Consider the following 18,307-nt stretch of genomic DNA (forward strand, 5'->3'; position numbering starts at 1 on the left):
GGGTGGATTTCCAGATTGTCCACTTCCCGACAGAGGAGCATTATGTCTTCCCCTCGCGTCGCCGACGTCACCTGGCTGCTGTTCCGGGTCGTCGTCGGCCTGCTGTTCACCTGCCACGGGCTGGCCACCGTGTTCGGCCTGCTCGGCGGCAGCCGCGGCACGGGTGAGCCGGTGGCCGTCGGCGTATGGCCGGGCTGGTACGCCGGACTCATCCAGCTCGTCTGCGGCCTGCTCGTGCTGGTCGGGCTCGGCACCCGACCGGCCGCGATCCTGGCGTCCGGGTCGATGGCCTACGCCTACTTCGTGGTGCACCAGCCGGACGGGCTCATGCCGATCCAGAACGGCGGGGTCACGCCCGCCCTCTACTCCTGGTCGTTCCTGCTGATCGCCGTCCTCGGCGGTGGACCGTGGTCGATCGACGCGCTGATCCGCAACCAGCGTGCCTCGGTCCCCACGGTCACCGAGAAGGAGAAGGCGAAGGCGCCCGCCTGACGGCCACGTCGAGCACCCGCTCCGGCGCCACCGGCCGCGAGAACAGATAGCCCTGCCCCCGCTCCGAGCCGAGAGCCAGCAGTTCCGAAGCCTGGCCCTCGGTCTCGATCCCCTCGGCGACCGTGGTCAGCCGCAGGATCTGGGCCAGCCGGATCACCGCCTCGGCGATCGCCGCCCCCTCGGCGGTGCCGTCCAGCCGCGCCACGAAACTGCGGTCGATCTTGAGGACGTCCACCGGGAGGCGCGTCAGGTATTGCAGGGACGAGTAGCCCGTACCGAAATCGTCGATGGCGATCCGGACCCCCGCGGACCGTAACCGTCGCAGCGCCGCGACCTCGGCCGTCTCGTCCACCATCGCCGATTCGGTGACCTCGACGACCAGGCAGTCCGCCGGCGCGCCGGCCTGTTCCAGCACGGTGAGCACGTCCCGGGCCAGGTGCGGTTCCCGCAGCTGCCGGGGTGAGACGTTCACGGTCACCGACAGGTCGGCGCCCGCCGCACGCCAGGCGGCGACCTGGTGGGCCGCCTGTTCCAGCACCCACCGTCCGATGCCGACGATCTCCCCGGACCGTTCGGCCACCGGGATGAACGTGGCCGGCGACACCGCGCCGTGCAACGGATGGTGCCAGCGCAGCAACGCCTCGGCGGCCACCACCCGGCCGGTCGCGAGGTCGACGATCGGCTGGTAGAGCACGGTGAACTCGCCGCGCTGCAACGCGCCCTCGAGAGCCTCGGCGAGCGCCGCGTCGGCTGCCCGGCGGTCGTTCATCGACGGCTCGTGGATGGCGAACGTCGACGTCACCGACCGCGCGGAATGGCTCATCGCGATCTCGGCGTTGCGCAGCACGGTCCGGGCGGGTTCGCCGGGCCGGGCGAGCGCCACCCCGATCGAGCACCGGAGCCCGTCGTCCTCGGCCGCGGCCAGGACCCGCTGCGCCGCCGCGGTCGCCTCGTCGGTGACACCGGCGTCGGTCAGCAGCACCCCGAACGTGGCCGGGCCGATCCGGGCGACCAGATCGTCGGCCCGGACGTGGCCGCGAAGGATCATCGACATGCGGTGCTGGGCCCGCGGCTCGGGCACCGTGATCGCCAGAACGGCGAACGGCTCGCGCCCGCGGACCGCCGCGGCCAGCGCCTCTTTCAGCCCGTCCCGGTTGGAGAGCCCGGTCTCCGGGTCGCGGCCGGCCCGGGCCCGGCTGGTGCGCAACGACATCCAGTAGCGGAACGTCACCGCGACCAGCATGACGGCCATCGCGACGACCAGGCCACCCCAGCGTACGAACCCGGCTGTCCGCACGATCACCACGAGCAGCAGCGCCACCCCGGTGACCAGCGCGGCGAGCGGCAGGTAAGCGACCCAGCGGGGTGGTCCGGCGCGCCGGACCCGGTCGGTGACGCTGCCGACTCCGGACGCCGACATCAGCGGCGACAGCGTGAGCAGCAGATGCGCGATCACCACGAGGATGCCGCCGGACGGCTCGACCAGGCGTTCCACCCCGGCCGGCAGACCTGTCGCCCACCTGGTGTCGGCCACGATCGCGAGACCCATCCCGGTGATCAGCACGGTGATCGGGTCGAGCCAGTGGGTGACCATGCCGCGCAGCAGCATCGCGGCGATCGCCATGGCCAGCATGAGGTCGGCGACGAGCAGGCCGCCGATGATGCTCCAGGTCTGCCCGGACCGCTCGGACAACTGCGCCGGGTCCGGCCCGGAGAACCAGACCACCATCACCGCGGCCGCGCCGACCGCCACCATCTCGGCAATGAAGGCCTGCCGGTGCGGTCCGCTCAGCCGCAGCAGCGGACCGAGCACGAGCGACAGCCCGAGCAGGGCCATCCCGCTGATGTGGGTGGCCACCGCGGCCCACCACAGCCAGGCCGGTCCGCCGGCCAGCCAGGCGGTCAGCGTCACCGCGTTGCCCACGCCGAGCCCGCGGGCGACCGCGCCGATCCGGCAGGGCAGCACGTTCAGGCCGAGCCGGGCCACCCGGGTCAGGTAGTAGACGCCGAACCCGTCGGCCACCGCCAGGGACACTCCGAGGATCGCCGGATACCAGGACGGGACGAGCACGCCCGCGACCTGTGCCAGCGGGATCGCGGCGAGGGCCAGCAGCACATGGCGGGGCACCGGCCTCGCGCGTACCGCTGAACTCCTTCTCACCTCCGCACAGTCGGCTCCCGGCCGGAGGAAATGAGACAAACTCTTGCCCCCGGGGGCCAGAACCACCAAGCTGATCGATTGTTACCGGCGGGTAAGCCGCCGGCCGACCGTGGAAGTGGTGTTCGCCGAGCGTTGATCCCCGCGCAGCCCGGTGGATGCCTCACCATCCAGGCGGCCGTGCGGAAATCCGACGGAACGATTCCCCCCGATCGATACCGAGGAGTCCGATGTCCCCCACCACTCCCCGCTGGGCCGCCCGGTCGGCGGTCGTCGCCGGCAGCGCGCTCGCCCTGCTGGCCGCCACGGCCGTCCCGGCGCTCGCTGCTCCCCCGGCTGAGCTGCCCGGCAACGCCGAGGCGGTCGAGAGCAAATGGCAGCCGGCGTACGACTACGACACCGACGGCTGCTACCCGACCCCGGCGATCGGCCCGACCGGTGTCGTCAACGGCGGTCTCAAGCCGACGGGTTCGCTCAGCGGCGACTGTCACGACAACGCCGACCTGGACAACACCAACGGCTACTCGCGGTACAAGTGCAACAACGGGTGGTGCGCCATCGCGTACGGCCTGTATTTCGAGAAGGACCAGGCGCTCGCCAACAGCTCGATCGGCGGCCACCGGCACGACTGGGAGCACGTCGTGGTGTGGGTGCAGAACGACGTGGCCAAGTACGTCTCGACGTCGGCGCACGGTGACTTCGACATCGCGGCGGCGAGCGCGGTGCGATGGACCGGCAACCACCCGAAGATCGTCTATCACAAGGACGGGGTGAGCACGCACGCGTTCCGTCTGGCCGGCACCGGTGACGAGCCGCCGGAGAACGGCTACGCGACCTGGCAGTACCCGTCGCTGGTCGGCTGGAACGGCTTCCCGACCACGGCCATCCGCACCACGCTGAGCAACTACGACTTCGGCAGCGCCAATTTCGGCCTCAAGGACGCCAACTTCGTCAATCTGCTCACCGAGGCGATGCCTTCCGGCATCACGTTCAACCCCTCAGCCTGAGGTACGCCGTCCGCCCCCGCCCACCACAAGCGGGGCGACCGGTTGACGCCTGAGGTACGCCGTCCGCCCCGCCCACCACAGGCGGGGCGGCAGGTCAGGCGACCGGTTGACGCAGGATGGTCCGGAGTTTCTCCGGGGCGGTCCTTCGCGGGTCGCTCAGGTAGATCTCGTGGTGGCGGCCGGTCATCCGCAGGCCGTTGGCCGGGAGGAACCCGTGGTGCAGCCGGTCCAGCGTCTCGGCTTCGTCGTCGAACGAGCCGATGTGCAGGGTCTGCACGCAACGCCCCTCGGACAGCGTGCCGAGCCGGACGCCGCCGTCGACCAGCGACTCGTCGACCTCCCCGGGCACCATGATCATCAGGGTCCAGTGCCAGCGGCTCTTGTCCCGCGACGAGGTGAACGAGTCCATGTCGTCGGCCCACCACAGGCCCTCCAGCGGCATCACCACGTAGTCGCGGCCCAGGCGCTTGGCGGCGAACTTCAGCCGGTAGGCCACCGGATAGAGCGCCGCCGCCGCGTCACCGAACGCACCGCCGTTGGGGTCACCGGACCCGTCGATCATGAGATACCGCAGGTCGGGCACGTCCACGAGGTCGAACCGGCCACGCCGCGCCGAGTAGCAGGCGAGCTCCCGCTTGTGGTCGGTCTTCACCGATCGTCGCCGCCGGGCTCGATCGGGAACTGCACCTCGGTCAGCAACTCGTCCGGCGCGACGGTCTGCGGGTCGTTCAGGTAGATCTCCCGGGGCGGCCCGCAGGGTTTCCGGCCGTTCTCCTCGATCCAGCCGGTCACCACGTGATAGGCGGGAGCGATCTCGTCATACGGGCCACGATGGACGATCGACGCGACCGTCGCGCCGGGCATCTCCCGGAAACCCGGTGTGCCTGCCGGAACCGGGATGCAGAGTTCCACCTCACCTTCGGCGCCCTCGTCGAGCACATCGTGGTAGACGAGGAACGGAGCTGCGATCGGGTGCGCTCCGGCCGTACCGATGGCTCCGATGATCGTGCCGAAGCCCCGCTGGACGGCCTCGCCGATGGTGACCAGACTGACTCGTAGCGTCACGCTCGCGACCGTGGCCGGCGGGACTTCCTTTACCGTCACCTCGGGTGACATGAGGTTTCCTCCTCGATCGATGAGACGTTCGAGGAACCGCAGCATCCGCTCCTGCTCGGCGAGCCGGGCCCGCAGCCGCTCCCGGTGAGCCGAGAGTCGTTTTCCGATCAGCTCCGGATCGTCGTCGCCGAGCAGGTCACGGATCTCCCCGATTGGCAGGTCGACCGCCCGCAGCACCCGGATCGCCTCGGCCCGCGCGGCCTGTGACCGCCGGTACCAGCGATAACCGGACGCCGGGTCGACCCGGGCCGGAGCGAGCAGGCCCTGTGCGTCGTAGAAGCGCAGGGCCTTGATCGACAACCGGCTCATCCGGGAGAAACGACCGATCGGGATCAGGTCGTCCGCCACGGTTCCTCCTTCACACCGAAGCCTCCAGTCTCCCCCGGCGGGAGAGTCAAGCCCCGAGGAGGTCGCTCAGAGCCGGGTGACGGAGGCGACACCGTCGACGCGTGGCGCCGGGATCTGCCGGTCTGCGGCGGCCGGCTCGCCGAGGACGGTCGCGCCTTTGCCGAGGCTGAACCCGCAGCTGGTGATGGTGTGCTGGCGCAGCATCAGCGAGGTCGGCACCGGGGCGATCTCCCGCCAGGCGAAACACGCGCGGATGAGCTCCACGTTCGCGCCGCCGCTGATCTCCCGGTCGGCGGCCAGCAACGCCCGCAGGATGCCGTGGTAGGTGAGGAAGTCCGGCTTGATCCGGCCCCACGTGACAGCCAGCAGCCGGCCCAGGTAGTCGCGGGCGAGCAGCAGCGACTCCTTGAACGCGGCCTCGTTGCCGGTGTAGGCGGCGGTGAACTCGGCCTGGATCTCGTCGAGGTCCTGCGTGGTGCCGGGCAGGTTCGTCGACCGGTTCCGCAGATCCTCGCTGATCAGTTTCTTCGCCACCAGGTCCTGCTGGAACACCTCGACCATGGTGTCGAAGATCGCGCCGGTCAGCGGCAGCGACCTGTCGTGCGGCTCCTCGCCGACGTCCGACATGCGCCGGGAGTTGAACGCGACCCGGATCTCCCGGCTGTCCGACAGCTCACCGACCCGGTCCAGGCCGTTGATGGTGAGCAGGTTGCCCTTCGTCGAGTCGAGCAGCAGGTCGACGACCGAGTGGAAGTGCAGCGACGCCACGATCGCGACCAGGTCACCGGCCGACTCGTGCATGCCGCCGTAGTCGATCGCCTCATCACGCGGGTTGGCCGGCACCCCCACCTCGGCGAAGATGATGCTGTGCCCCAGCTCGTGGGCGAGAACGTCGAAATTCTCGCAGAACGGCCGGTCGTGATCGATGGTCCCGTTCGGCTTCCGCCCGAATCCGAACTCCAGGAAACCGTAGCCGGACTGGGCGTTGTCCCATTCGATCAGCGGGATCAGTTCGAGACGCGAGAAATCAGATTCGAAATGCCATTGAATCGTACGGCCGAAGTAGTCCTCCCAGATGTCCAGGACCCGCCGGACGGTGGCGTACATGGTGGCCGCCGAGAATTCCCGGCCGGCCGGATCGAGGTGATCGAAATGGCCGTCCGAGCCGGGCTGCACAGGCGGCCGCTGGTTGCCACGGAAGGGCGGCCGGAAGAAGTTGTTGTACGGCAGCTTCCCGATCGCGTCGATCACGAACATCCGGTCGTCACCCGGGCCGGCCTGCATGTCCTCCGGCGGCACGGAGACGGTGACCAGCTCGGGCTCGGGAAAGAGCGGGCCCGATCCATCGGCTTTCCGCAGGAACCGCGGCTGCGGGAAGATCCGGAACCGGGTGCCGACATCGGCCAGCCTGCGGTCCAACTCAAGGGACATGAGTGCCTCCACCCACTGTTGATTCTTTGGAGGCCTTCATGCGATTCCTTCACCGCCGGGAAGTCAACATCATTGTCCAAGAACCATCCCAAAGTAGATGCCGGTGCGGGACCCCGCCGCCCGGGTCCCACACCGGCGCCCACAGCGCCGCTATCATCCTGGCGCCGTCGGTAGAAAAACGATCACAACTGCAGCCAGCGATCGACACCGATCTCGGCCAGGAACCGTTCGTCGTGACTGACCACCACGAACGCGCCCTGATAGGCGTTCAGCGCGTTCTCCAGCTGACCCACGCTGACCAGGTCCAGGTTGTTCGTCGGCTCGTCCAGCAGCAGCAACTGTGGGGCCGGCTCGGCGAACAGGATGCACGCCAGGGTGGCCCGGAGCCGTTCGCCGCCGGAGAGCACCGACACCGGCAGGTGCGCGCGGGCGCCCCGGAACAGGAACCGGGCCAGCAGGTTCATCCGCTCGGCGTCGGGCAGCGCCGGCGCGAACGCGGCCAGATTCCCGGCCACCGTCCGCTCCGGGTCCAGCAGGTCCAGCCGCTGCGACAGGTAGGCGACCCGGCCCACCGCGCTCTTCTCGATCAGCCGCAGCAGCGTCGACTTGCCGGCGCCGTTCGGGCCGGTCAGGGCGATCCGCTCGGGCCCACGGATGATCAGGTCCACATCGGAGAACACCTCGTGGTCGCCGAAGCGGGCGGCCAGAGCCTCGCCGTGGAAGACGGTACGCCCGGCCGGGACGTTCGTGCCCGGCAGGTCGAGGACGATCCGGTCGTCCTGCTTCGCGGCCCGGCTGGCCTGGTCGTACCGTGCCTGGGCCTGGCCGACCCGGTCGCCGTGCACGTCGGCGGCCCGCGCCGCGGAGACCTCGGCGCCGCGTTTCAGGTTGCCGGCGTGGATCCGGGCCAGACCGGCGCTGGCCAGGTTGCGTGACGCGTTCGACGAACGGCGGGCCGCCCGCTCCCGGGCCTGCTGGGCCTCACGTTTCTGCCGTTTGAGGTCCTGCTCGGCGCTGCGGACCTGCCGGTCCAGGGTCTCCCGGCCGGCCGCCACCGCCTCCTCGTAGGAGGAGAAGTTCCCGCCGTGCCAGTCCACGTCACCGTGGTCGAGGGCGGCGATCCGGTCCATCTCGTCGAGCAGCTCCCGGTCGTGGCTGACCACCAGCAGCGTCCCGGACCAGGAACGGACCACGCCGATCAGCCGTTCCCGGGCGTCCCGGTCGAGGTTGTTGGTGGGCTCGTCGAGCAGCAGCACATCCGGGCGTTTCAGCAACTCGGCGGCGAGACCGAGGGACACCGCCTGGCCGCCGCTCAGGGTGCCGAGCGGGCGGTCGAGGGTGACCTCACCGAGACCGAGGCGGTCGAGTTCGGCACGGCTGCGCTCCTCGACGTCCCAGTCGTTGCCGACGACCGCGAAATGCTCCTCGGCGGCGTCGCCGCCTTCGATGGCATGAAGAGCAGCGATCGTACGGTCGACGCCGAGCACCTGAGCGACGGTCTGCTCCGACGCGAACGGCAGATGCTGAGGCAGGTAACCGAGCGTCCCGCGGACGGTGATCGTGCCGCCGGCCGGTGTCAGGTCGCCCGCCACGAGTTTGAGCAGGGTGGACTTGCCGGCGCCGTTGACCGCGACGAGACCGGTGCGGCCCTCCGGGACGGTCAGGGTCAGGCCGTCGAAGACAGGAGTGTCATCAGGCCAGGAAAAGGAGAGTTCGGAGACGGAAAAGGACATGGCTCACCCCACGGATGGAAGCGGATTTCCGGGCACGACGAAGGCAGCCGCCACGCGGGCGGCCGGGGCGGGGTCTTCACCCTGCGATGTCGTCGTCCCCAGCCATGTCTCTCTCCTTGTTCCGGGTCGTCGGCAACGATAGCTCAACGGCCCGGCGGCGATGCACTCGTTTGTCACTGAGCGCCCACAAGCCCTCCGTAAGTTCCGGGATCGTCGAATCATCACGGGAGGTAGTCATGTCCGAGAAACCGGTCGTCGTCCTGGTGCACGGCGCGTTCGCCGAGTCGGCCAGCTGGAACGCGGTCGCGGCGGAACTGGCCGCGGCCGGCGTCACCGCGCTGGCCGTGGCGAACCCGCTGCGCAGCCTGTCCGGTGACGCCGCCTACGTGCGGGACGTGGTCGCCTCGATCGGGCGGCCGGTGATCCTTGTCGGTCACTCGTACGGCGGTCAGGTCATCACCCAGGCAGCGGCCGGGGAGGCGGCGGTCAAGGCGCTGGTCTACGTGGCCGCGTTCACCCCGGACGCCGGGGAGAGCGCGTTGGAACTGTCCGGGAAGTTCGAGGGCAGCACCCTCGGCGGGGCGGTCGTGCCTCGTCCGCTGACCGGTGGCGGGGTGGAACTCTCGATCGAGGTGCCGAAGTTCCCGCAGCAGTTCGCGGCCGACGTCGACCCGGCTGTCGCGGCGCTGATGGCGGTCACCCAGCGGCCGGTCACCGAGGCCGCGCTCACTGAGGGACTGGCTGTTGGCGAGCCGGTCTGGCGTACCGTCCCCGGCTTCTTCATCTGGGGCGACGCGGACCGCAACATTCCCGCCGAGGCCATGCGGTGGATGGCGAAGCGGGCCGAAGGCCGCGTCCAGCGGGAGATCCCGGGCGCCGGGCACGCTCTGCCGGTCTCCCAGCCGGCCGCGGTCGCCGCGACGATCCTGGAGGCGGTCGCCGCGGTCAGCTGACCGCGACAACACTTCGGCGGCCGCCTGACGGTGGCCGCCGCCTGCCCGGCCCGCCGCCTGCCCGGCCCGCCGCCTGCCCGGCCCGCCGTCTGCCTGGCCGTGACGACAATTCGGTGGCCGCCGCGCCGCCGTCAGTCGGCCGGCGGGATGCCCAGGACCCGCAGCAGGGCGCCGGTCAGGTGGTCGGCGACCTGCGGCGTGGTCCAGCCGAGGGTGTGGGTCAGGTCGACGACGACCCGCTCGTCGAAGATCGTGACCCACATCAGGACGGCGAACCGGACGTCCTGCGCGGGCGCCGCGCCGCTGTCGACGGCCCGCCCGACCAGGCCACCGAGTCGCTCGTAGAGGCCGCCGACGAAGGAGTCCTCACGCCGGGCCAGCACGCCGCGCGGGGAGCGGACGTGCACCGCGGCCGAACCCCACCGGGATGCCTGCGCCACCCACTCGCGGCAGGCCGCACGGATGTCGGCGACCGGGTCGGCGCCGGGTGGCAGCCTGTCGAAGGCCGCCAGAAGTTCGCCGCTGAGCTCGGCATAGAAGGCGTCGATCGCGCTCGCCGTGTCGGAGAAGTTCCGGTAGGCGGTGGCGGTCGAGATCCCGGCCAGCCCGGCCGCCTCGGCCAGCGGGAACCCGGGCCCGCGCTCGGCCAGCAACTCCCCGACTGCGGCCAGCAACGCCGCCCGGCGCATCCGGGCGTCACCACGCCGGGGCCTGTCACTCATCCTGTGGTCCGTCGCTCATCCTGCGGTCCGTCGCTCGCCCGGCGGTCCGTCGCTCGCCCGGCGGTCCGTCGCTCGCCCGGCGGTCCGTCGCTCGCCCGGTGACCTGTCGGTCGCCCGGTGACCTGTCGTTCATCCGGTGATCTTAGGAGTGGGGCGGATCACCCCGGTTTTCCGGGCGCGTAACAACGACGAAAAGGAACTCCCGCAGACTGGGAACTGAGAAAATCTTCTCAGTTAGCTTGATCGGGAGGCTGGAATGTCCACAAGACGGACCCGCGTCGCGGTGATCGGGGCCGGCGCGGTCGGCACGGTCGTCGCCGCCGCCGCGGTGGACGCCGGGCACGACGTCGTCGTCTGCGCGCGGCGGCCGATCGATCGCCTGGTCGTCGAGCGCGCCGACAGTGTGCGTGAGATCGACGTTCCGGTGCTGGTCGACCCGTCCGAGGCGACCGAGGTCGACTGGGTGCTGCTGGCCACGAAGGCACAGGACGCCGCCGGTGCGGCCGCCTGGTTCGGGCCGTTGATCGGGCCGAGCACCACTGTGGTCGTGCTCCAGAACGGTGTGGACCACGCCGAACGGATCGGGCCCCTCGTCCCCCGCGGCACCCGGGTGCTGCCGGCGCTGGTCTACGTCGCGGCCGAGTCGCTCGGCCCCGGGCACGTGCTGCACCGGATGGGCGCACGGATCACCGTCCCGGGGGCGCCGGGAACGGCGCGTGCCGAGGCGCGGGCCACCTTCGACGAGCCGTCGGCGGCCGACGCGAGCCGGACCGGCGCGACCGGCACGAGCCGGACCGGCGCCACCAGCGCGAGCCGAACCGGCGCGACCGGCGCGAGCCGAACCGGCGCGACCAGTGCGAGCCGAACCGGCGCGACCGACCCGGCGGACCGGTTCGCGGCGTTGCTCGACGGGTCGTGGCTGCACGTCGAACGGGTCGCCGACTTCTCCACGGCGGCGTGGCGCAAGCTGCTCACCAACGTCGGCGCCAACCCGGTGACCTCGCTGACCATGAAGCGGATGTCGGTCATCCAGCACGAGCCGGCGGTGCGCGAACTCACCCGGGCCCTGCTCGACGAGGCGATCGCCGTGGGCCGGGCCGCCGGCGCCCACCTCTCCGACGCCGACATCGAGCACACGCTGGACATCTACGACGGTTTCGCCGGTGACGACGGCACGTCGATGCTCTACGACCGGCTGGCCGGCCGGGCCACCGAGCACGAGCTGATCACCGGGGCCGTGGTCCGGCTCGGTGAACAGCACGGCGTCCCGGTGCCGCTCAACCGGGCCATCCTGGCCCTGATGCACGGCGTCAACCACAAGTAGGGGCGCCGTCACGGCAGCCGCACCGAGACGGTGCCGCGGAACGGACCGGCGGTGATCCGGGTGATCTCGCCGGTCCGGGTGTTCCAGGTGATCAGGCCCTCCCGCTCGGTCTGCGCCAGCAGAGTCTGGCCGTCGATCCAGTCGAGGACCCGGCAGCAGCTCTTCCAGCGGTCCGCGCCGAGGTCGAGCAGCCGTTCGACCGTGCCGGTGGTGCTGTTGACCACGGTCAGCATCTGCACACCCCCGTAGTTCCGCGGACCCCCGTCGGGCGGTGCATGATCACCCCACGCGGCCGCGGCGACCCGCCCCGCGCCGTCGGGCACGGCCGGCCCGTCCCACTCGCTGATCCCGTAGCCGAACGGCTTCACCAGCCCGAAGTCGACCGGAACCTCGCGCAGCAGTTTCGCGTCACCGGGAAGCCACACCCGGACCTTGTGGCCCGCCCCGGCCCCGGCCAGCTCCGCGATCTCCGACAGGGCGACCGCGCTCCCGCCGCCGTGCCAGGCCGACATCGCGGCCGGTTCCGGGGTGACCGTCCCGGCGGCCCAGTCGACCCGGACCACACCGGCCGACCCCTGACCGACGAACACGATGCCGTTCCCCGACCACATGACCTGCTCGTTCAGGCCGGGAACCGGAATCCGGTGCACTTTCGCGGCGGGCAGGTCGATCACCACGAGCGCTTCCGGCTGCGGCACGGCGACGCGGCGCCCGTCCGGCGAGAGCGAGGTGCCGCGCAACGGGTCCGCTTCGTTTCCACCCCCGTCATGGGTACGCACCAGCTCGCCCACATCGACCCGGACCCACTGCCCGGCCGTGTCGAGGACGTGCAGCGGCCGCATCGACCGGTCCGCCGAATCCGGATCGTTCTCCTGAACGACCGCGACCGCCCGTTGCACCGGATGCCCGGACAGCTTCGGAGCATCCGCCGGAACCGCGAAGTCGGCGGGCAGCGGCGCGAGAGCCCGCTGGACCGGGTCCGGTGGCATCACGTCGACCCCGGGCGTGAGCGCCGACGGTGACGCCGAGGGAGCGGGCGGCGCCGGGACGATGTCGTCGCCACCGCGGCCACGCAACGGAACCGTCACCGCGACCACGGCGGCGAACGCGGCCACCGAGGCCAGCACCTGACGACGGCGGCGCACCCGGCGGGCGGTGGCCCAGGCGGTCGCGGCGAACGCGGGCGCAGTGACGTCCGCGGAACTCTCCTCGAGAAGCTCGGTGAGCCGGTCAGTCGTCATCATCGGTCCTTTCCGGCCATGTCACCGAGTTCCGGGGCCAGCTCCCGCAGTTTCCGCAGAGCCGCGCTGGCCTGGCTCTTCACCGTGCCGACGGTGACACCGAGGATCTCCGCGGTGCGGGCCTCGGTGAGGTCGTCGAAGTAGCGCAACACCAGCACCGCTCGCTGCCGTGGTGGCAGCCGGCGCAGCGCCGCCTCGAACACCAGCCGGTTCGGCACGTCGTCGCCACCGGCCGCGCGCTCCGGCGGCATGTCGCTGAGGTGCTCCCGGCGGAACCGCCGCCACCAGGAGACCGCGTCCCGGTACATCACCGTCCGCAGGAACGCCTCCGGATCGCCCTCGCGCACCCGGCTCCACCGCAGGGCGAGTTTGACCAGGGCGCCCTGGAGCAGGTCCTCGGCGAGATGATGGTCGCCGCAGACCAGGTACGCCGAGCGCAGCAGCCGGTGCTGTCGTGCCTCGACGAAGGCGGCGAAGTCGCTGTCCACACCTGTCCAACGCATGAGCACCCGTGAATGGTTGGCCGAGCCGATCGAGATCGATAAAGTCGAATCTCCTGGCACCCGCCTCAGGAGGACCATAGTGAAAATCGCCGACGCCCGGGTGATCGTGACCTGCCCGGACCGCAACTTCGTCACCCTCAAGATCGTGACGTCGTCGGGGGTGTACGGGGTCGGCGACGCGACGCTCAACGGGCGCGAGCTGGCCGTCGCCGCCTACCTCCAGGAGCACGTGGCGCCGGCGCTCATCGGGCGCGACGCCTCCCGGATCGAGGACACCTGGCAGTACCTGTACCGGGGCGCCTACTGGCGGCGCGGACCGGTGACCATGTCGGCCATCGCGGCCGTCGACACCGCCCTGTGGGACATCAAGGGCAAGGTCGCCGGGCTGCCCGTTTACCAGCTACTCGGCGGGCGGTCGCGGGACGGCGTCACGGTTTACGGCCACGCCAACGCCGACACTGTCGACGACGTGCTCCCGGAGATCGCGAACTATGTGGATCTCGGTTACCAGGCCGTCCGGGTGCAGACCGGCATCCCGGGGCTGGCCAGCACCTACGGGGTGTCCAAGGACCGGCTCTTCTATGAACCGGCGGACGCCGCCCTGCCGACCGAGAACACCTGGTCCACCGCCCACTACCTCGATCACGTGCCGGAGGTGTTCGCCCGGGTCCGGGACGAGTTCGGGCCGACGCTGAAACTGCTGCACGACGTGCATCACCGGCTCACCCCGATCGAGGCGGCCCGTCTCGGCCGGAGCCTGGAGCCCTACAACCTGACCTGGATCGAGGACCCGGTGCCCGCCGAGCTCCAGGAGGGTTTCCGCCTGATCCGGCAGCACACCACCACCCCGATCGCGGTCGGCGAGGTCTTCAACACCATCTGGGACTGCCAGCAGCTGATCAGTGAACAGCTCATCGATTACATCCGTGCGACTGTCGTGCACGCCGGCGGGATCAGCCACCTGCGCCGCATCTTCGACCTGGCCAACCTCTATCACGTCCGCAGCGGATCGCACGGGGCGACCGACCTGTCGCCGGTCTGCATGGCCGCGGCGCTGCACCTGGACGTGGCCATCCCCAACTTCGGCCTCCAGGAGTACATGCGGCACACCGAGGCCACCAACGCCGTCTTCCCGCACGGTTACCACTTCGCCGACGGATACCTGCACCCGTCCGAGGAACCCGGGCTCGGCGTCGACATCGACGAGGAGCTTGCCGCGCAGTACCCATACCGCCCGGCGGCCCTGCCGGTGAACCGCCTCGAGGACGGCACCCTGCACAACTGGTGACCTGGTCACGACGACCTACCTGATGGTGCGGAGCCGGCGCGCCTTGGCCATCCGGCTGAGGAGGGCACGGTTGTGCACCGTGCGGGACAACCGGGCCAGCGTCTCCGCCGGCAGGTCGCCTGGCCGGACGGCGACGGCCTCCACCGCGGCGGCCGCCGTCAGCGGAGCGAACGGGTAGCCCCGGCGGCGCTCCTCTGCCGCGCTCGCCGCGACGGCGACCCGGGCCAGCAGATCGGTGGCGGCCTCGGAACGATCCAGCGACAGCATCCACACCAGACCGCGCAGCTGCTCGTCGGTGCCGAACCAGACATGGCCGGACCAGCCGGTGAAGCACTCCAACACGGCCTCGACCGCCCACCTCTCCGGGAACGTCGTGGCCGCCCGCAACCAGGTCTTCGACGGTGTGGCCCCGGTCAGGGTGGCCGCGTGCCGCAGCACGTCACCGGCCGGCCGGGAGCTCAGGTCAGCTCCGAACTTGTCGCGTGCGAACGCCCCGAATCCACAGGACCAGGGCAACAGGTCGAGTGGCAGGCACCGGTAGACCCGGCCGGCCGCGACACCGTAGAGCTCGGCCAGCTGCCGCCGGATGTGCCGGGGTGTGTCGCGCTCGTTGATGAACTCGTCGAGCACCCGGACCAGGGCCGGGCCGAAGCCCTCCAGCTCGGCGGGGCTCAGCGACACCGCGATGCAGCCGGGCAGGACGAAACTCGCGCCGTCGTAGTTGAGGTAGTCGTCGGCCGTCCGGAGCGCCCACGCCAGGTCGGACCGGGACCATGGCACGTCGTCATCGAGCAGGCCCGGCAGCACGTGGACCGGGCCCTCGTCAGGCGCGCCGGTGTTGCGGACGGCGCTCAGATGGAGGCGCACCGCGGCGGCCCGGCGGGCCTCGGCCGGCAGGTCACGACCGGGTGGGCCGAGTCGCTTCCAGCTGCGGGCGGCGCTCTCCACCACCCGCACGGCCGACTCCAGCTCGGCGTCGCCGGTGACCGCGAGGCCGGCCGGCTCGTCGCCCGTTTCCGGGAGCAACTCGGTCCAACTCATGGCGCGATCCTGCCGGAGGGGTACGACATTCTCGGCTCGTGTCAGTTCGGCTCGTGATCAGGGGCTCATGCGATGGCCTGCCACGGGACTTCGTTCCAGCCCTTTCGCAGAATCGAGGTCAGGTGGCCGTACGACCGGAAATTGATCTTGTCGATCGATTGGATCGCCTGGTCGGGGAGATGGGAGTTCGTCGCGGCGGCGGCCGGGAGGCCGGAGGTCTCGCGCAGCGAGATCGGACGGGTGATCTGTGGGATGTCCAGGCTGGTCAGGGTGCGCCGCAGGACCTGCATGGTGATGCCGGCCAGCATCGGGGCGTGTGGCCAGACGACCTGGTCGCCGTCCCAGAAGACCGCGTTCCAGACCGAGCCCTCGGAGATCAGGTCGCCGGGGCCGACGAACAGGACGTCGTCGAAGCCGGCCCGCCGCGCCTCCAGTGCCAGGTGGGTCTGCACGAGCGTGCCGCGGTGTTTCAGGTGGGGCAGGTCACGTTCGAAACGGACCGTGCGCACCCGCAACGGTGGGCGCGGGATGTCGGCGGCCGGGGCGCTCACCGAGACCATGACGTCCATCCCGGGCAGGACCGTGACCCGCACCGATGCGTCCCGCTCGGCGCGTAACGCGTGGCTGATCAGCTCGAGGATCGTGCCGTCCGGCGGCGCCGGGTCGTCCGGGAAGAGTTTTTCGGACGCCTCGCGCAGCCGGGTCAGGTGCAGGTCGAGCCCGGCCACCGCACGCCCACGCACCTGCATGGACGTGTAGTGGCCGAACCCCCAGGTGGCGGCCTGGTGCAGCGCCTCGACGGACGGGGCGGCGCCGTTGATCTCGACGTAGGTCACACGCCTACCAGATCATGTCGACCTGACGCTGGAACGTGCGGTAGCCGGATCGGGCGAAAGCCGCCGCCATCGGGTGGTTTCCGACATCGGTGGCCGCCCGGATCCGGGGCACGTCCTCGGCGGCGAGGATGCGGGTGCCCTCGGCGAGCACGTCGTCGATGTGGCCGCGGCCACGGTGAGCCGGCACGATCCCGATGTAGGCGATGACCGGGTTGTAGCCGTTGTGCGCCGGGATCACGAACCCGACCGGATCACCGTCCGGAAGCGTCGCGATCCGCCACCAGTCAGGTGGACTCGGATACTGGGTCAGCTCGGTGCGGTACTGCTCCTCGGCGCACTCGCGTGGGGTCATCCGGGTCAGCTCGTCGCGGGTGTGCGCGTCGAGCGAACCGGCCACGACCAGCGTCATCAGGTCGATCAGCTCGCCCTCGGCGGGCGGGCGGAACGTGAGGCGGCCGGTCGGCGCCGGGATCGGGGTGCCCGGGTCCCATTGGAGGCGCAGCCGCTCCACGAACGGTTTCGCGCCGCACTCCTCCAGCACGGACATCCAGGTGTCGGCGTCGGAGCGCTGCCAGTCCGGTGGGAGGAAACGGGTGAACTCGGGCGCAGGATCGGGCAGCGCGGTCGTCACCAGATGGACCGCGTCGTCCTCATGGCCCTCGGCCACGTCGAGGATGTCCATGACCAGCGGATGTTCGTCGCCGGGGCGGGACCACCAGGCGGCTCGGGCGACCACTCGGTCGCCCCGCAGGGCCAGCCACAGCCATTCCGGCCGACGGCGGCCGACGGTCAGGTCGCCGATGATCTCCGAGTTCAAGGGGTACCGGAACGAGTTGAAGAGGTCCAGATCGCCGGGCATCTCGGCGAGTCGGATGGTCAACGGTGTCAAGGCGTTCTCCTGTGCGAGGCGCCCACTCCGTGGCCGGGTGGCTGAGGTCAGCGCTGTGCCCGGCAGGAGGTGAGCGTGGTTGTCATGCGGTACATCGCTCGTCCTCCTTTCTTGTCTTGGGTCCGAGGTCCCCGGCATTTCATCAGCCGGGCGCGGCCCGCGCCACCCATTTACCGCTCGGGTTCCCTCCGATCCTTTCTGCCGGTCCGGCTTGACCCGTCCTTTCTGCCGGTCCGGCTTGACCCGTCCTTTCTGCCGGTCCGGCTTGACTCGTCAGCGGGCGCCGGACCGTTCGGCGCCGATCCCGGCCGCTACGACCAGGGCGATGCCGGCCAGGGCCATCCAACCGGGTGCCTGGTGCAACAGGACGAAGCCGACCAGCACCGCGATCGCCGGCTCCAGGCTCATCAGCGTGCCGAAGGCGGCGGTCGTCAGCCGCCGCAGCGCCAGGAACTCCAGCACGAACGGCACCACCGGCAGCAGGATCGCCAGGAAGAGCCCGGCCACCACGATCTCCGGAGTCATGACACCGATCGCGGACGGGGCGGCCACCAGGGTCGCGACCAGACCCGCCACCGGCATCGAGATCGCCAGGCCCCGGATGCCGGACACCTCGTCGCCGACATGCTGGGTGAGCAGGATGTAGGCGGCCCAGCAGGCAGCCGCGCCCAGCGCGAACGCGACACCGGCCAGGTCGACCTCGTTCTGCCAGGGCGAGGTCAGCAGCACCACGCCCGCCCCGGCCATCAGTGGCCAGAGCACGCTGCGGCCACGGAACACCGCGACACCGAGCGGGCCGAGGAACTCCAGGGCACTCGCCGTGCCGAGCGGCAGGCGGGCCACCGCCAGCATGAACAGCAACGTCACCCCGGCGGTCACCACACCCAGCGCGACCGCCCCGATCAGCCCGGACCGGCTGATCCGGGTCCGGTCCTCCGGCGTCTCCGGGCGGCCGGTCACCCGGTGTGCCGCGGCCCGCATCGTCGCGGTGGCCGCCGGGTGGGCCATGACCAGGAGGATCAGGCCCGCCCAGGCCAGCCGTAGCCACACGACACCGAGCGCGCCGATCTCGTCGGCAAGGCCGACCGAGGCGGCGAGGCCGAGCTGCACGCAGGTCATCGAGGCGACGGCAAAACCCGTTCCGGTACGGACGGCGGCGCGGGCTGGTGGGGCGAGGACGGTCATGCCGCCCAGTAGACGGCCTCGGTAACGTTCACGTCCACGT

The 18,307-nt window shown here is 70.8% G+C and carries 17 protein-coding genes; 5 read left to right on the plus strand and 12 right to left on the minus strand.

What is annotated here, in order from left to right:
• The first annotated feature begins 42 nt into the window (after window positions 1-42).
• Window positions 43-492 (plus strand): DoxX family protein, encoded by a 450-nt coding sequence (locus tag AB0E94_RS23800; protein WP_360329512.1) that lies wholly within the window; start codon window positions 43-45, stop codon window positions 490-492.
• Here AB0E94_RS23800 and AB0E94_RS23805 read toward each other — a convergent pair.
• Window positions 458-2,653, minus strand: a complete 2,196-nt coding sequence (locus AB0E94_RS23805) for a bifunctional diguanylate cyclase/phosphodiesterase (RefSeq protein ID WP_360329513.1) — start codon at window positions 2,651-2,653, stop codon at window positions 458-460. The genes AB0E94_RS23800 and AB0E94_RS23805 overlap by 35 nt on opposite strands.
• 227 nt (window positions 2,654-2,880) lie before the next feature.
• Here AB0E94_RS23805 and AB0E94_RS23810 point away from each other — a divergent pair, with 227 nt between their 5' ends.
• Complete coding sequence (locus tag AB0E94_RS23810; protein ID WP_360329515.1) at window positions 2,881-3,657, plus strand: NPP1 family protein; 777 nt, start codon at window positions 2,881-2,883, stop codon at window positions 3,655-3,657.
• 94 nt (window positions 3,658-3,751) lie between these two features.
• On the opposite strand, the gene AB0E94_RS23815 is transcribed toward AB0E94_RS23810, so the two are convergent.
• From AB0E94_RS23815 to AB0E94_RS23830, 4 genes are all read right to left on the minus strand, one after another.
• Window positions 3,752-4,309 (minus strand): GyrI-like domain-containing protein, encoded by a 558-nt coding sequence (locus AB0E94_RS23815; protein ID WP_360329517.1) that lies wholly within the window; start codon window positions 4,307-4,309, stop codon window positions 3,752-3,754.
• Window positions 4,306-5,121: a MerR family transcriptional regulator gene (locus AB0E94_RS23820; protein WP_360329519.1), complete on the minus strand. Its 816-nt coding sequence runs from the start codon at window positions 5,119-5,121 to the stop codon at window positions 4,306-4,308. Before AB0E94_RS23820 ends, AB0E94_RS23815 begins: the two co-directional genes overlap by 4 nt.
• A gap of 66 nt (window positions 5,122-5,187) precedes the next feature.
• Window positions 5,188-6,552 (minus strand): hypothetical protein, encoded by a 1,365-nt coding sequence (locus AB0E94_RS23825; protein ID WP_360329521.1) that lies wholly within the window; start codon window positions 6,550-6,552, stop codon window positions 5,188-5,190.
• A gap of 182 nt (window positions 6,553-6,734) precedes the next feature.
• The gene (locus AB0E94_RS23830) at window positions 6,735-8,285 is read right to left on the minus strand and encodes an ABC-F family ATP-binding cassette domain-containing protein (protein WP_360329523.1); all 1,551 of its coding nucleotides are present in this window, start codon (window positions 8,283-8,285) and stop codon (window positions 6,735-6,737) included.
• 236 nt (window positions 8,286-8,521) lie between these two features.
• Here AB0E94_RS23830 and AB0E94_RS23835 point away from each other — a divergent pair, with 236 nt between their 5' ends.
• Complete coding sequence (locus AB0E94_RS23835) at window positions 8,522-9,238, plus strand: alpha/beta hydrolase (protein WP_360329525.1); 717 nt, start codon at window positions 8,522-8,524, stop codon at window positions 9,236-9,238.
• Between the two features lie 131 nt (window positions 9,239-9,369).
• On the opposite strand, the gene AB0E94_RS23840 is transcribed toward AB0E94_RS23835, so the two are convergent.
• Entirely contained in the window at window positions 9,370-9,960 is a 591-nt protein-coding gene (locus AB0E94_RS23840; RefSeq protein ID WP_360329527.1) for a TetR/AcrR family transcriptional regulator, read from the minus strand.
• A 256-nt stretch (window positions 9,961-10,216) separates the two neighbouring features.
• On the opposite strand from AB0E94_RS23840, the gene AB0E94_RS23845 reads away from it, so the two are divergent.
• Window positions 10,217-11,284 carry a 2-dehydropantoate 2-reductase gene (locus AB0E94_RS23845; protein WP_360329529.1) on the plus strand — a complete coding sequence of 356 codons (1,068 nt, stop codon included), beginning with the start codon at window positions 10,217-10,219 and terminating at the stop codon, window positions 11,282-11,284.
• 8 nt (window positions 11,285-11,292) lie between these two features.
• Here AB0E94_RS23845 and AB0E94_RS23850 read toward each other — a convergent pair whose 3' ends face one another.
• Complete coding sequence (locus AB0E94_RS23850; protein WP_360329530.1) at window positions 11,293-12,525, minus strand: hypothetical protein; 1,233 nt, start codon at window positions 12,523-12,525, stop codon at window positions 11,293-11,295.
• Complete coding sequence (locus AB0E94_RS23855; protein ID WP_360329600.1) at window positions 12,525-13,028, minus strand: SigE family RNA polymerase sigma factor; 504 nt, start codon at window positions 13,026-13,028, stop codon at window positions 12,525-12,527. Before AB0E94_RS23855 ends, AB0E94_RS23850 begins: the two co-directional genes overlap by 1 nt.
• A gap of 79 nt (window positions 13,029-13,107) precedes the next feature.
• Between AB0E94_RS23855 and manD the strand changes: the two genes are divergently transcribed.
• Window positions 13,108-14,316: a D-mannonate dehydratase ManD gene (gene manD / locus AB0E94_RS23860; RefSeq protein ID WP_360329532.1), complete on the plus strand. Its 1,209-nt coding sequence runs from the start codon at window positions 13,108-13,110 to the stop codon at window positions 14,314-14,316.
• A gap of 15 nt (window positions 14,317-14,331) precedes the next feature.
• Here the strand turns inward: manD and AB0E94_RS23865 are convergent, their stop codons facing one another.
• The 4 genes from AB0E94_RS23865 to AB0E94_RS23880 form a co-directional block, all read right to left on the minus strand.
• The gene (locus AB0E94_RS23865; protein ID WP_360329533.1) at window positions 14,332-15,357 is read right to left on the minus strand and encodes a hypothetical protein; all 1,026 of its coding nucleotides are present in this window, start codon (window positions 15,355-15,357) and stop codon (window positions 14,332-14,334) included.
• A 65-nt stretch (window positions 15,358-15,422) separates the two neighbouring features.
• Window positions 15,423-16,193 (minus strand): aminotransferase class IV, encoded by a 771-nt coding sequence (locus AB0E94_RS23870; protein ID WP_360329535.1) that lies wholly within the window; start codon window positions 16,191-16,193, stop codon window positions 15,423-15,425.
• A 4-nt stretch (window positions 16,194-16,197) separates the two neighbouring features.
• Window positions 16,198-17,082 carry a GNAT family N-acetyltransferase gene (locus AB0E94_RS23875; protein WP_360329537.1) on the minus strand — a complete coding sequence of 295 codons (885 nt, stop codon included), beginning with the start codon at window positions 17,080-17,082 and terminating at the stop codon, window positions 16,198-16,200.
• Between the two features lie 273 nt (window positions 17,083-17,355).
• The gene (locus AB0E94_RS23880) at window positions 17,356-18,267 is read right to left on the minus strand and encodes an EamA family transporter (protein ID WP_360329539.1); all 912 of its coding nucleotides are present in this window, start codon (window positions 18,265-18,267) and stop codon (window positions 17,356-17,358) included.
• Between the last annotated feature and the right edge of the window lie 40 nt (window positions 18,268-18,307).

It is taken from the genome of Actinoplanes sp. NPDC026670, assembly GCF_040638175.1.
GTDB lineage: Bacteria > Actinomycetota > Actinomycetes > Mycobacteriales > Micromonosporaceae > Actinoplanes.